Source organism: Aeromicrobium sp. P2_G6, from assembly GCF_056403535.1.
The window spans coordinates 665,806-679,270 of the sequence record NZ_JBFUFH010000002.1; the positions used below are offsets into that span (position 1 = coordinate 665,806).

Sequence of the window (13,465 nt, forward strand, 5' to 3'; positions counted from 1 at the left end):
CGTACCGACCGTCATCGCGTCGACCAGCGTCTCGAACACGCCCGGCACGGGAGTGGACCCGCCTCGACGCAAACATCCGAGAGTCACCTGAAGTCAAAGACGTCGCCTTCCGTCATGTTTGCCGGAGCGGCAACAGCACCGTGATCGTCATGCGATCGTCGTGGTCGCACTCCAGATCCAGAGCCGCCCCGAACCGTTCGTGGTGACCACCGAAGCACAGGCGAACCTGACCCCCCGCGCCCGCGACGATGATGTCCACCAAGGAGAGTCCGAGCCCTGAGCCGGGACGTGCTCGGGCATCTGGTGATCGGGCGAAGCGTTGGGTGGCGGTGCTGAGCAGGCTCGGGTGCATGCCGTCGCCCGCGTCGGCGACGGCAAGCCGAGCCAACTCGTCGATGGCCTCCACCCTGACCATGACAGGCGGTGCACCGTGGAGCGCGGCGTTGTCGAGCAGGTTGTCGATCAGCTGGATGAGACGCGTCGATCCCACCGCGACGACGGCAGGCCCTGACGCCGCCACGTGCAGGGCGTCTGGAGCGCTGAACGGTGAGGCAGGCGTCGCCAGTGAGCGGCGGAGCTCAACTCGTTTGAGAGCCACTGCGGCGAGGTCCGCGGACTCGGCTGAGGCGGTGGCGGACTGTTCGGTGCCGAGGGCGAGCAGTTGTTCGGCCAGCCGGGACAGACGGCCCACGTCCGTGCCGATCTCCTCGAGGATGCCTTCATACTCAGCGACACTGCGACGCCGGCGCAGCGCGAGCTGCACGCGGCTGGTCAACAGGGTCAGGGGGGTGCGTAGTTCGTGGCTGGCGTCGTTGACGAACCGCCGCTCGTGCTCGAGGGCATCCTCGAGGGCCGACAAGACGTCGTTGAGCGTATGGCCGAGGCGGGTGACTTCATCGTCGCGGTTAACGGGGATGTCGAGTCGCACGCCTGAGGCTCCGGACGCGATGTCGGCAGCCTGCGATCGGTAGCGTTCGACTGGTCTCAGTGCGGCGCGGGCCAAGCGGTCGCCGACCAGGGCCGTGATGATCAGGGCGCCGAAACCCGCGGCAACGAGTTGTCCCAGGAGCTCGCGCAGCGCTTCATCGCGTTGGTTGCGTTTGGTCGCCACGACCAGCACGGCGGCAGCGCCGTTGGCGCGAGCGGGCAGTGCTTTGGCGTAGACCCGCAGCGGCCGGTCGCTGGCGGGGAGGAACTCTCCTACATCCTTTCGGAGCGGATGCCGAAGTGCGGCACGGATCTCGCTGCGGTTCAGCAGGGGTCTCGGGCCGGCGGTCTTGTCGGCGGTCAGGACGTGGCCGGCTCGATCGAGGACTTGGTAGTGGTCGCCGGCGGCGTGCAGCGCGTCGTCATCGGAGATCTCGCCTGTGGAGGTGACCAATGGCGCGACAACCCGGGCGGTCTTGGCCAGTTCTGTGTTGAGTCGGTGGTCGACGGCGTACTGGACTCGCCAGTACACGAACGCTGCTGCCGCGGTCAGCACGAGCAGCATGGTGGCCGAGAAGCCTGCGACGAGGCGCACCCTCAGTGGTAGACGGGAGAGCCGGCCTCCGTGGGTCCTCATCGGGGGTCCGCGTCGACCCGATAACCGGCCCCGCGCAGGGTGGTGATCGTCTGGGTGCCGAAAGGTTTGTCGATCTTCGTTCGCAAGGTGGCGATGTGCACGTCGATCACGTTGCTCTTCAGATCCGTGTCGCCGTCCCAGACCTCGTCGAGGATCGCGAATCGCGTCACGCATTGCCCGGCGCGATCGAGCAGCAGTGCGAGGATGTCGAACTCGCGCGCCGACAGATCGATCTCAGCGTCGCCGCGGGTGACGCGCCTGGAACCCGGATCAAGTTCGAGGTCGCCAGCACGCAGTGGTCCACGCTGTTCCGGAGCAGATGCTCGGCGGTGCAGGGCTCGGATCCTGGCCAGCAGCTCATCCAGGTCGAATGGTTTGGCGAGGTAGTCATCCGCGCCGGCATCGAGCCCGGCGATGCGGTCCGGAACCCCGGCGCGCGCAGTCAGCATCATCACCGGCGTGCTGACGCTGAGCTCACGGAGGCGACGACACACCGCCATGCCGTCGAGGCCAGGCAGCATCCAGTCCAGCAGGAGGACATCGAAGTCGCGTTCCGAACCACCGGGAAGCGCTGCTTTGAGGGCGCTTCGACCGTCGTGGTGGAGCTCGGTCTGCCACCCGGCCTCTGACAAGGCTTGAGCGAGGATGCCCGCCAGTCGCACGTCATCTTCGGCAATCAGGACGCGCCCGCGGCTGGTCACCTTTCCAGAGTAGTTCGGCTACGTGAAGTCTCGATGAAAGTCGACAACCGCTCATGCCGGGCCCCGGAGTGGGGCGAAGACTTCATTTTCTCTTCATCTGAAATTCCTAGCGTTGATCCAGGGATCGGGTCAGTGGATCCGACAGGGAAATGAAGGGCGGTGGGGACTCATGGGGACGGTCCTGTCTTCGGATGCAGCCGGGCTCCTGGTCCGGCTTGGCATTGACGTGTTGGCGTTGTTCGTGCTGGTGGGCTGGCTGTATCGGCGCCGGCACTCCGCGCCGGCGATGCCGCTGGTGTTCGCGGTCTTGAACATCGGTCTGTTCGCCGCGCTGTCGGCGATCTCAGCCGGCAGCTTCAAGGCCGGCGTGGGTTTCGGCCTGTTCGGTCTGCTCTCGTTGGTCCGGCTGAGGAGCACCGCGTTCACCCTGAAGGACGTCGCCTACACCTTCATCGCCCTGGTGCTCGGGCTCGTCAACGGGCTCCAGGAGCGCCAGCTGTGGCTCGTCGTGGTCCTCAACGTTCTACTGGTGCTGGTGGTCGCGGTCACCGACGACTCCCGCACCCAACCCGCAACCCGCGTCATGCGCCTGACCATGGACCATCTGGTCCTGGATCCGGAGGAAGCTCGCCTCGAGCTGTCCGCCCAACTGGCCGTGCCGATCGTCGCCGTCATCATTGACGACGTCGACTTCGTGCGCGAGACCACCCGGGTTGCCGTCAGGTATGCAGTCGCCGACCAGGTCTGGCAGGCCACCGACGCGCCGGACGCCAGCTCTGCACCGGACGCCGAGCGGGTGGACGCGTGACCGCGCTCCGCCACGAGCCCGAGCTGGGCGAGAGCCTCACCGATCTCTTGCTCTTGTCCCAGCTGCATCCGGTTTCGTTGGAAGCGGTAGTCGACAACGCGGCCCTCCTGCACCGTGTCGACCGCAAGTACCTGGTCCCGGTTGAGACAGCCCGCAGCCTGGTCGACGCGCTCGACGGAAGTCACGCCGTGCTGCAGATTGCCGGTCGCCGATCAACGACGTACCGCAGCACATACTTCGACACACCGACGTTCAGCTCATCGAAGGCCCACGTCCAGCGCCGCCGCCGCCGATGGAAGGTCCGGAGCCGCCTCTACGTCGAGGACCAGCTGTGCCGCATCGAGGTCAAGACGAAGAACGGCCGCGGCGACACGATCAAGACCGTCGCGCCCTCAAACCCTGGCCACTATGCCCGCCTCGAAGGCGCTGAGCACGAGTTCGTTCGTACGGTTCTGGCAGTGACGCACCCTGAGGTCGAGGTCGATGCGCTCGTCCCGACGGCAGAAGTCACGTACGCCCGGGCCAGCCTTGCCGATCTCAAGGCTGGCACCCGCGTCACGTTCGACTGGAACCTGCTGGCAACGCTTCTCGGGGGTGAAGCTTGGGTTGATGAGAACTACGTGTTGATCGAGACCAAGGGTGGGCAAGTCTCCACGCGGGCGGATCGCGTGCTGACGAGTCTCGGCGCCCGGCCGCGGTCCTTCAGCAAGTACGTCGCCGCGACCTCACTCATACGACTAGAGATCGCCGACAACGACCTGCGGCATCTCCGCGGCACCAGCCTGCACTCCAGACTCCACCCCAGCTCGCCGAACGGACACCCATGACCCGCAATACACCTCCCACCAAATCTCCGAGCCGGATCAGGCTTCGCTATCTGATCGTCCTAGTCCTGGCGGTGCTTGCCGTCGCAGCAGGGTTCGCGCGACCGCTCGTCGCCGACAACGCGGCCAAGCTCTCCGCCACCGACCGCATCAGAGCCAGCCCGCCACCGACGCTGTTCAGTGACGCACAGATCGCGCCGATCTCGGCCGATATCGCTGCCCAGGTCAAGACCGCGACGACGCTCATGGCGTCGTGGTGGAAGACCCACGGGACCGCGCCCGACGACAAGGCATTCCTGGCCTGGGTCGAAACCCAGGTGCCCGCGCCGCCGTCAGTCGCGCAGCGCCAACGCCAGCTCAAGCAAGTCCAGGCGCTCGACAAGCAACGCACCCCCGCCGGAGTCGCGGCCGCCACGTGGTTGGAAGCCCACGGCAAGAAGGACATCTGGAAGCTCTACCTGCACGACCAACGTGAGCTCGAGCCCGCCAAGACCGGCAAGGCCGACAAGAAGGAGCTCAAGCTCATCCTCAGCATGGCCAAGACAGCTGCCGACGACCTTGGCACGAATTACCAACAACCAGCGCCGTACGTCCTCGACCCGTCGCTGCGCACCGACCACACCGTCAAGAAGGGCGCGGTCTGCCCGTGCTCATATCCGTCCCGTCACGCCGCGCGAGCCGCCGCAGCGCGGACATACCTCGGCCAACTCGAACCCCACCGCATCGCGGACTACCGATGGATGGAGGGCGAGATCACGTACTCACGGCTCTACATGGCCGGCCATGTCAGCAGCGACATCACCGTCGGCAGCCTGCTCGGCGACATGATCGGTCAATACGTTTTGGTCACTCGTGGGCATCAATCGGTGACGAAGTAGGCATATCGGAGTGTCGTCTAAGCACTTCAGTTTGCCGACTCAGTGGAGCTGTCAACATCGCGTCAGACTAGGCCGTTCGTGCAACCCGCCGATCGAAAATGGCCGTTCTTCCTCAACGACGGTCATCAACGCTTGCCGTCCAGGGGTATCCGACCCCGGCCGTCGAGCTCGCCGGACGACCAGACTCCGGCCTCGGGCACGAGTTCATGATCATGGACCTTGCCGCAGGGGACCCGATGCTGGCGTGGCTGAGGGGTCTCGGCGCCGTGACGGCTCTGCCGAGACCTGCCCGTCAGCTCCCCGAGGTGCTGGCAGACTCCATGGCTCGCTTGCACCAGCTCGACCCGACGCCAGTGCGCGACCGTCTTGCGTCGTCCGGCACTCACGCCTGGGATGGGCCAAGTGGGAGAGAGTCTCGGCGCGGACCGCGCGGCTGCTCGCTCGAGAGGATTTGGCCGAGGTCGTGAACTGGCTCGCTACGCATCGACCGATGCGTGAGCCGGATGTGATCTGTCATGGCGATCTGCATCCGTTCAATGTGCTGGTCACCTTGGGTGGGTCGATCACGGTTCTCGACTCGTCAGCGGCGCTACTCGCGCCAGCAACCTACGATGTGGCCTTCACCGGGCTGATCCTGACTGAGCCGCCGGTGGCAGTCCCGCGGCCACTGCGGCCGCTTGCCCGAATAGCGGGTCGATTTCTGGGGCGTCGGTTCCACGCCGAGTACCAGAACTCGCAGGGCATTTGCTGGACGATCGCTCTTTGAGCTGGCACGAGGGGGTCGTGTGCCTAAGAGCGCTTGTCGAAGTCGCTGGCTGGGTTGCGGCCGGCCAACTGAGCGAACGGCGCGGTCATCCGTGGCTCGTGTGCGGACCGGCGCTACCTGCTCGCCTGCACGCTTTGACCGGGGCCGACCGACGTCCGCTCGCGCTGAAAACAGGTTGGTTTTGGCGCGTTGACCCACTGGGTGACGATCCTGGAAGTCGGTCAAGCGGATCTCTAAAGAGATTTCTTGAACGACAGAATCGTGTGGCATGCTTGTCAAGAGAAGTCTTGAACAACATTTTCGGAGGTGACCACGGATGGGCGACCATCAGGCCAAAGCAGCCTTGTACGACGCGCTGGCCGAAGCGGCGAAGGCGCTCGCAAATGGTCGGCGGGCGGAGCTCGTCGACGTGCTGGCACAAGGCGAGCGATCCGTGGAGGAACTGGCAACGGAGATCCATCAGTCGGTTGCCAACACCTCGCAGCACCTGCAACGGCTGCTGAAGGCAGGGCTGGTCACTTCCCGCCGAGACGGCACTCGAATTCACTACTCGCTGGCCAGTCCGATCGTCGGGTCACTGTGGCGCACCATGCGGGAGGTGGCCGAGCTTCATGTCGCGGAACTGGATCGCCTCGCCTCCGACTACCTGGGGGACAGAAGCCAGCTCAACACCGTGACCCGGGACCAGCTCCGGGCCCGCCTTCGGCAAGGCGACGTCGTCGTGCTTGACATACGCCCCGAGCCCGAGTTCGCGGCCGGCCACATCCGCGGTGCAATCTCCGTGCCACCCCAGGCATTGAAGTCGCGACTGGGGGAGATCCCCGACGGCGCTGACGTTGTGGCCTACTGCCGCGGGCCCTACTGCGTGTATGCGGACGAGGCGGTGCGGCTCCTCACGCGCCGCGGGGTCAGCGCATCCCGCTTGGAGGACGGCTTCCCCGAGTGGGCCGCGGCCCGACTTCCGGTGAGTGGTCGATCCTCGTGAGAGAGGTGGGCGGGGTAAGAATCGAGGCCCTGGTCGACGTGGGTCTGGGCAACAGTGCCTACCTGGTCGACCTCGGTGACGGTCGAGCCTTGGCGGTCGATGCCGCACGTGACCTGCGATCGGTCCGCGAACTGGCTGAACGGCGCGGGCTCACCGTCGCGTATGCCGCTGACACTCACCTACATTCCGACTTCCTCTCCGGGGCGGTGCAGCTCGCTGCCACCGACGGCGCGGTCGTGTTGGCATCCGGAGCTGGGAATCGTGCCTTCCCGCATTGCGGCCTGCGCGACGGCGACGAGGTCGACCTGGGTGGGCTGGTGCTACGCGCCTGGGCGACGCCGGGTCACACTGACGAACATCTCGCATTTCTTCTCCTGGACGGCGACTCGCCCGTCGGTGTGTTCACGGGAGGCTCTCTCATTGTCGGTGCGGCGGCCAGGACCGACCTCGTCGCGTCCGACCGCACCGAGGAATTGGCTCGGGCGCAGTATCACTCCCTCGAGCGCCTGATGCGTTTGCCCGACGAGGTCGCCGTCTGGCCGACCCACGGCGCGGGGAGCTTCTGCACCTCGCCGCCGGGGTCTGAGCGAACGAGCACCGTTGGACACGAGCGAGCCACCAACTCGCTGTTGGCGGCCCCGAGCGAGGATGCGTTCGTGGCCCGAATGCTCGGCTCGCTGGGATCCTTCCCGACGTACTTCCGCTGGCTGGGGGAGGCCAACCGCCGCGGCCCCGAAGTGCTTCCAGAGCCGTTGACCTTTGCGCCGCTCACGGTTGAGCATGTGCAGCGACTCGTAGAAGAAGGGGCGACGGTCGTCGACGTCCGTCCGATCGAGGAGTACGCCGCAGCGCATGTGCCCGGATCGCTGTCGATCGAGCTCCGCCCGGCGTTCGGCACGTGGCTCGGCTGGTTGCTGCCCGAAGGTGCCGTGGTCGTTGTGCTCCGCAATCCCAACCAGGACTCCGACGAGATCCTCGGCCAGGCCGCCAAGGTCGGCTATGACATCGCCGGTGAGCTGACCGGGGGAATCGCGGCTTGGACCGAGGCTGATCTGGTGACGACCTCGACGACGCTGGTCGTGCCGACCACGATGACGGATGCCGACCGGGTGCTCGACATCCGCCAGGACTCAGAGTTCGCTGCCGGGCACCTACCGGGCGCCGAGCACCACGAACTGGGGAGTCTCGCCGACGCACGGGCGTTGTCGATCAGCGGGCCGGTGACGGTGATGTGTGGACACGGAGAGCGGGCGATGTCCGCGGCCAGTGTCCTGGAGCGGGCCGGCCGCAACGACGTGAGTGTCCTGCTCGGCGGGCCTTCGGACTGGGCTACCTCCCACGGTGTCGAGCTGGAGTCCGACCCGTGACGGCTGGCCCGACGAATCGGTCACGGTCCGTACGTCTCGGGCTGCGCGCCAATCTGGCCCAGTTCTCGCTGCTGGTCGCGGTCAACGCGCTGGTGGGCGGGATGCTCGGCCAGGAACGCACCGTTCTGCCGCTGCTCGCCGATCAGGAGTTCCACCTCGACGCCTACACGGCCGGGATGACGTACATCCTGGCTTTCGGCGTGGCCAAAGCGGCCACCAACTACCTGGCTGGGACTTGGTCGGATCGCTACGGGCGCAAACCGGTGCTGGTTGCGGGCTGGCTGGTCGCCGTGCCGGTGCCGTTGCTGCTCATCTGGGCACCCTCGTGGTGGTGGGTGGTCGCAGCCAACATCCTCCTGGGCGTGAGCCAGGGGCTGACGTGGTCAACCACCGTGATCATGAAGATCGACATGGTCGGTCCGGAGCGGCGTGGGCTTGCGATGGGGCTCAATGAGGCGGCCGGCTACGGTGCCGTTGCCGCGACCGCGTTGGCAACCGGCTACATCGCGTCCGAGCAGGGACTGCGCCCGGAGCCGTTCTACCTCGGGATCGCGTTCGCTGCGCTCGGACTGGGTCTGTCCACGCTGTTCGTGCGAGAGACCCGCAGCTACGCCGACGCCGAGGCTCGCGCGCACGTGCCCCAGGCCGACGGCAGCGAGGCCCTCCTGCACGGAGGACTCACTCAGCGCGAGGTTTTCGCCCAGACCAGCCTGCGCGAGCCGGCCCTGTCCTCGGCGTGCCAGGCCGGGATGGTGAACAACCTGAACGATGGTTTGGCGTGGGGCCTCTTCCCGCTCCTCTTCGCCAGCGGTGGGCTGTCTGTAGGGCGTATCGGCATCCTTGCTGCGCTGTATCCGGCGGTGTGGGGTCTCGGACAACTCGGAACCGGTGCATTGTCGGACCGCATCGGGCGTAAAGCCCTGATCGTCGACGGCATGCTCACCCAAGCGGTTGCCCTCGGCCTTGTCGCAGCCTCCGACACCTTCGCGCTCTGGGCCGTCGGCGCCGCAATGCTCGGAGCAGGGACCGCCATGGTCTATCCAACTCTGCTTGCCGTGATCGGCGATGTCGCCCACCCTGCGTGGCGGGCCCGGTCAGTCGGCATCTACCGCCTTTGGCGCGACGGCGGCTTCGCGGTGGGCGCCGCCCTGTCCGGTGCCGTCGCGGACCTGTGGGGCATACGCGCTGCGGTGTGGACCGTGGCAGCGCTGACTGCGCTCTCGGGCGCTCTGGTGGCCACCCGCATGTACGAGACCCGCCGCCACACGTGATCTGTCAGCCTCCACCTTGCGCGTTGCGGCAACGGTTGAGTCTATTGAATTCAAGAATTTGCTTGACAAGGAAGACTCGAGTGGTGCTTAATCAAGCAAGGTCTTGAATAGCAGTTGGATACCCAGACCCTCAATCCGCGGCCGGGTCCGCCGACCGTCCATCCAGGAGGAAGCCATGACTGTCACAGCGAACCCGAACAAGGAACTTTGGGAGAAGGGCGACTTCACCCAGGTCGCCGCGTCGATGCGCGCCAGCGGGGAAGCTCTGGTTGCACGCCTGGGCATCACGCCCGAAACGCACGTGCTCGATCTCGGCTGCGGTGACGGCACGACCGCCCTGCCGGCGGCGCGGCTCGGCGCGGATGTGCTGGGCGTGGACATTGCCGGCAACCTGGTGGCGGCGGGCAACCAACGGGCCCAGGCAGAAGGCTTGAGCAACTGCCGGTTTCAAGAGGGCGACGGCTCACACCTGGACGACCTGGCCGACGACTCCTTCGACCTGGTTGTGAGCATTTTCGGGGCGATGTTCGCCCCGCGCCCGTTCGATGTCGCCAAGGAGATGGTCCGGGTGACCCGGCCAGGCGGCCGGATCGTGATGGGCAACTGGATCCCGAACGACCCGACCCTCGTGGCCCAGATCCTGAGGATCTCCGGCTCGTACTCTCCGCCGCCGCCGGAGGGCTTCATCAGCCCGATGACGTGGGGCGTGGAGGAGAACGTCATCGAGCGGTTCGGGCAGGCGGGCGTCCCGGCCGAGCGGGTTTCGTTCGATCGCCAGACCTACACCTTCGAGTTCCCGACGGCTCCGACAGAGTTGCTTGCGACCTTCCGTGAGTACTACGGGCCGACCATGAACGCCTTTGCCGCAGCAGATGCGGACGGCAGGACCGAGGCTCTGCAGAAGGAGCTGGCGGCGCTGTTCACCAGCCAGAACACCAGCCCGAACGCCGACACAACCTCGATTCCTGCGACCTTCCTGCAGGTCACCGTGAACGTCTGACCAAAGCCAGGGGACGCCCCACCCACGAGGAGTACCGGTGACCGAACGACTGCAGCAGGACGACATCACAGGACTCAACCGACGCGGCATCCGTATCGACGTCGACCAGTTGTCCCGGCAGGTCAGGCTCCGCAACCGAGACCACCTGACGCTGCTTGACGCCGTGTCGTTCGCTGTCGCCCCTGGCGAGCTCGTCGCGATCGTCGGTCCCAGCGGCGCCGGCAAGACGACGTTGCTGGAGGCGGTGGCGGGCATCGCTCCCGCTGACTCAGGCTCGGTGCGCTTCGACGGCGTCGACGTGTACGCAAACTTGAGGACATTTCGCAGTGTGCTCGGGTACGTGCCGCAGGACGACATCATCCACGTCGACCTGCCCCTTGAACGCACGCTCCGCTACGCGGCCCGTCTGCGGCTCCCGTCGTCGACAACGGCGGCGGACGTCGATGGAGCGGTCCGTGATGCACTCGACGCCGTCGGCCTGAGAGATCAGGCTGAGGTCCGGGTCGCCTCGTTGAGCGGTGGGCAGCGAAAACGCGCCAGCATCGCCGTCGAGCTGCTCACCGACCCGCACGTCTTCTTCCTGGATGAGCCGACGTCGGGCCTCGACCCCATCACCAGCTCCGAGCTGATCGGCCACTTGCGCGAATTGACCAGCCGGTCGGCGACGGTCGTGTTCACCACGCACGCGGTCGACGACCTCGCTGCGTGCGATCGTGTCGTGTGCGTGACGCATGGTGGGCGACTCGGCTTCGTCGGGACTCTCGATGAGGCGCTTGAGCTGTATGGCGTCGGCTCGGTGCACGAGCTCTACCGGCACCTGACGGATCCAGACGGCAGTCACCACTCAGCCCTCGTGGGCCCTGCCGAGCCAGTTCGCGACGCACGTCACCAAACCGTGAACTGGCGACCGGTGGCGAGCGGGCTCACGCAATGGGGTGTCCTCACCCGGCGGACACTGGAGACGCTCGTGCGCAACCGCTTGACGCTCGCGATCCTCGTCGGGTCTCCAGCAATGGTCATCGGCATGTTCGCCATCCTCTTTCAGCCGGGCGCGTTCGACTTCGAAGACCCGAGCCCAAGCTCGATGGTGATGATCGGCTTCTGGGTAGTCTTCGCAGCGTTCTTCTTCGGACTCACTTACGGCTTGCTGCAGATCTGCACCGAGCGAGCGATCCTGCGGCGCGAGCACCTGGTCGGACTGCGCCTCGGCGCCTATGTGGCCTCAAAGGTCACGGTTCTGGTGCCCTTCCTCCTGCTTGTGGTCGTGGGGATGCTGGGCGTGCTTCGGCTGTTGGACAGACTGCCCAGTCGCCCATTCTCGACATACATCTCGATGGGGGTCGGTCTGTCTCTGTGTTCCGTTGCGGCCCTCGGCCTCGGCCTGCTCACCTCCGCCGCAGTTGGAACCGTGCCGCAGGCGACGCTTGCGCTGCCCATGCTGTGTTTCCCCGCAGTCTTGTTCTCCGGGGCCATCCTCCCGGTGAACCTCATGGCCGGGGCGGGCGCAGCCCTAAGTGCCGTGATCCCAACCCGCTGGGCTTTCGAGGCCATCGGCAATGACCTCGGGGCGCGACACATCCTCGCCGAGGGCGGCTCACCACTCGGGCCGCCGCTGCTCGAGTCATATGGCGATGCGGGCACCATGTCCATCGGCACCTATTGGCTGATCCTTGCAGCGTTCGCCGCCGTCTTCCTGATCGCCACCTGGACGGTTCTCGTCCACAGCACACGCAGATCGCGTCGTTGACGGGGTACTCGCCCCGCCTTGCATGCCGACATGCCTCACGATCAGCTCATCGAACGCCGAGATGGCAGTGCTCGTCGCCGAGACAATGGCGCTGAGCCTCATGTCTGGGCTGCCGGAAAATGTGTGGTGACCACCACCCTCAGCGTGGAATCGCCTACCTCCGCCTGGAACCACCGCGCGCAAGCAGGGCCGTGTGACGGGAGAGAACGCGATCGGCGGCCACGCCCGATTCGCGGGGAGCCTGGCCCCAGGTCGTCAAGGTCTTCGACTCGTCGCCGCACGCACGGGACTGCGCGAGCACGAAGCCAAGGCGGTGGGGCACACCCCGGTCACGACCCAGTCGGCCCCGGACGACCACAAGGCGTACTACCCCGGTGCCAAGGCCATCACGATTCGCTCACCGGCGACGGCGAGACCGGACAACTGCTCGGCGCCCAGCTAGTCGGTGCCCGCGGCACTGAGACGGCCAAGCGAGTCGACACCTTCGCGGTCGCGCTCTTTCATCAGATGACTGTTGAGGGCACGGCGGAGCTTGACCTGTCGTACACCCCACCGCTGGGTTCTCCTTGGGACGCGGTCCAGATCGCCGCGCAGGCGTGGGTGCAGAACCAGGTCACATAGACCTGGAGCGTGTCAGCCCCGCGTCAGCGAACTCGCGTCGGGCAACACTGGGGCAACACCAGGATCAAAAATCGCCGCTATCTGTCACAAATGTCCAACAATGACAGATCGAAAAAGGCCTGAAATTTCAATGAAAAACAGCAGTGACCACCACTGTCCCATCAGGCCTCATTTCAACTCTCAAGGCGGTAGCGCGGGTTCGAATCCCGTCGGGGCTACCATGGCGAAGACCCCCTGACCAGCGGAAACGCTGGCCAGGGGGTCTTCTGTGTTCGATCCTGCTCAGCGGACCTCGTGGCCGGAGATCAGCAGGTGGAACGACCTGCCGTCGAGACCGAGCCGCTCATGGCGCACGCCGAGGCCGGCCTCCGCGAGTCCCGCCGTCAGCTCCTCCGGCGACCGGAGGCGGAAGCCGTGCTGCGTCATGGGCATACGAGCCATCGCCGCGGGGTCGCCTATGCCGATCACCGCCCGCCCAGCCGGTCGCAGCACCCGGGCCAGCTCACGGAACACCGCAGCGGCGTCCTCGATGAAGTACAGCGTGTTGACGGTGATCAGGCCATCGACTGATGCGTCCTCCATCGGCAGCTTCTCGAGCACCCCGCCGACAAGAGTCATCTGGCCGGCGACCACCTCAGCCCGGTGCCGGCGTTGCGCCGCGGCGAGCATCGTGTCCGACAGCTCGACGCCGTGGACGTGCCCGGCTGGGCCGACGGCATCGAGCAGCAGCTGGAGCCCGAGACCCCCGCCGAAGCCGATGTCGGCACCGACCTGGCCCGGCTGCAGCCCAGCTTCCTTCACAGCCGCGGTGACGGCTGCACGATTGCCGCGATTGAGGCCGCGGCCCAGCAGCCGACCGCGCAGCCCCTCCGGCCGACCGAGCTGCCGGGCCAGACCTACCATGAACCGATCGCGAGCACTCATGAACTCACT

General features: G+C 66.3%; 13 protein-coding genes. 10 read left to right on the forward strand and 3 right to left on the reverse strand.

Annotated features, from left to right (window positions below; translation table 11 throughout):
• Positions 1 to 112: 112 nt before the first annotated feature.
• Together AC1DVU_RS09760 and AC1DVU_RS09765 are read right to left on the reverse strand one after the other, a co-directional pair.
• On the reverse strand, positions 113 to 1,564 hold the full coding sequence (locus AC1DVU_RS09760; protein ID WP_476922236.1) for an ATP-binding protein: 1,452 nt from the start codon (positions 1,562 to 1,564) through the stop codon (positions 113 to 115).
• Entirely contained in the window at positions 1,561 to 2,265 is a 705-nt protein-coding gene (locus tag AC1DVU_RS09765; RefSeq protein ID WP_476922237.1) for a response regulator transcription factor, read from the reverse strand. The genes AC1DVU_RS09760 and AC1DVU_RS09765 overlap by 4 nt, the downstream gene beginning before the upstream one ends.
• Positions 2,266 to 2,434: 169 nt before the next feature.
• On the opposite strand from AC1DVU_RS09765, the gene AC1DVU_RS09770 reads away from it, so the two are divergent.
• The 10 genes from AC1DVU_RS09770 to AC1DVU_RS09815 all read left to right on the forward strand — a co-directional run bounded on the left by AC1DVU_RS09770 (position 2,435) and on the right by AC1DVU_RS09815 (position 12,353).
• Complete coding sequence (locus tag AC1DVU_RS09770; protein WP_476922238.1) at positions 2,435 to 3,073, forward strand: DUF4956 domain-containing protein; 639 nt, start codon at positions 2,435 to 2,437, stop codon at positions 3,071 to 3,073.
• Positions 3,070 to 3,900, forward strand: a complete 831-nt coding sequence (locus tag AC1DVU_RS09775; protein WP_476922239.1) for a VTC domain-containing protein — start codon at positions 3,070 to 3,072, stop codon at positions 3,898 to 3,900. The genes AC1DVU_RS09770 and AC1DVU_RS09775 overlap by 4 nt, the downstream gene beginning before the upstream one ends.
• Positions 3,897 to 4,775, forward strand: a complete 879-nt coding sequence (locus tag AC1DVU_RS09780; protein WP_476922240.1) for a hypothetical protein — start codon at positions 3,897 to 3,899, stop codon at positions 4,773 to 4,775. Before AC1DVU_RS09775 ends, AC1DVU_RS09780 begins: the two co-directional genes overlap by 4 nt.
• A gap of 244 nt (positions 4,776 to 5,019) precedes the next feature.
• Positions 5,020 to 5,541 (forward strand): aminoglycoside phosphotransferase family protein, encoded by a 522-nt coding sequence (locus tag AC1DVU_RS09785; RefSeq protein WP_476922241.1) that lies wholly within the window; start codon positions 5,020 to 5,022, stop codon positions 5,539 to 5,541.
• Positions 5,542 to 5,857: 316 nt separating this feature from the next.
• Entirely contained in the window at positions 5,858 to 6,526 is a 669-nt protein-coding gene (locus AC1DVU_RS09790; protein ID WP_476922242.1) for an ArsR/SmtB family transcription factor, read from the forward strand.
• Positions 6,523 to 7,893, forward strand: coding sequence for an MBL fold metallo-hydrolase (locus AC1DVU_RS09795; RefSeq protein WP_476922243.1), 1,371 nt, complete (start codon positions 6,523 to 6,525; stop codon positions 7,891 to 7,893). Before AC1DVU_RS09790 ends, AC1DVU_RS09795 begins: the two co-directional genes overlap by 4 nt.
• Positions 7,890 to 9,164 (forward strand): MFS transporter, encoded by a 1,275-nt coding sequence (locus tag AC1DVU_RS09800; protein WP_476922244.1) that lies wholly within the window; start codon positions 7,890 to 7,892, stop codon positions 9,162 to 9,164. The genes AC1DVU_RS09795 and AC1DVU_RS09800 overlap by 4 nt, the downstream gene beginning before the upstream one ends.
• Before the next feature lie 175 nt (positions 9,165 to 9,339).
• Positions 9,340 to 10,164: a class I SAM-dependent methyltransferase gene (locus AC1DVU_RS09805; protein WP_476922245.1), complete on the forward strand. Its 825-nt coding sequence runs from the start codon at positions 9,340 to 9,342 to the stop codon at positions 10,162 to 10,164.
• A gap of 37 nt (positions 10,165 to 10,201) precedes the next feature.
• Positions 10,202 to 11,911, forward strand: coding sequence for an ABC transporter ATP-binding protein/permease (locus AC1DVU_RS09810; RefSeq protein ID WP_476922246.1), 1,710 nt, complete (start codon positions 10,202 to 10,204; stop codon positions 11,909 to 11,911).
• A 193-nt stretch (positions 11,912 to 12,104) separates the two neighbouring features.
• Positions 12,105 to 12,353, forward strand: coding sequence for a hypothetical protein (locus tag AC1DVU_RS09815; RefSeq protein ID WP_476922247.1), 249 nt, complete (start codon positions 12,105 to 12,107; stop codon positions 12,351 to 12,353).
• Positions 12,354 to 12,814: 461 nt separating this feature from the next.
• On the opposite strand, the gene AC1DVU_RS09820 is transcribed toward AC1DVU_RS09815, so the two are convergent.
• A complete protein-coding gene (locus AC1DVU_RS09820; RefSeq protein ID WP_476922248.1) occupies positions 12,815 to 13,456 on the reverse strand; it encodes a methyltransferase domain-containing protein in 642 nt (213 codons plus the stop codon).
• Positions 13,457 to 13,465 lie beyond the last annotated feature (9 nt).

Excerpts from the sequence above, each read along its gene's own strand:
- AC1DVU_RS09760 (WP_476922236.1), bottom strand. The coding sequence starts at position 1,564 with ATGAGGACCCACGGAGGCCGGCTCTCCCGTCTACCACTGAGGGTGCGC.
- AC1DVU_RS09770 (WP_476922238.1), top strand. The coding sequence starts at position 2,435 with ATGGGGACGGTCCTGTCTTCGGATGCAGCCGGGCTCCTGGTCCGGCTT.
- AC1DVU_RS09780 (WP_476922240.1), top strand. The coding sequence starts at position 3,897 with ATGACCCGCAATACACCTCCCACCAAATCTCCGAGCCGGATCAGGCTT.
- AC1DVU_RS09790 (WP_476922242.1), top strand. The coding sequence starts at position 5,858 with ATGGGCGACCATCAGGCCAAAGCAGCCTTGTACGACGCGCTGGCCGAA.
- AC1DVU_RS09805 (WP_476922245.1), top strand. The coding sequence starts at position 9,340 with ATGACTGTCACAGCGAACCCGAACAAGGAACTTTGGGAGAAGGGCGAC.
- AC1DVU_RS09820 (WP_476922248.1), bottom strand. The coding sequence starts at position 13,456 with ATGAGTGCTCGCGATCGGTTCATGGTAGGTCTGGCCCGGCAGCTCGGT.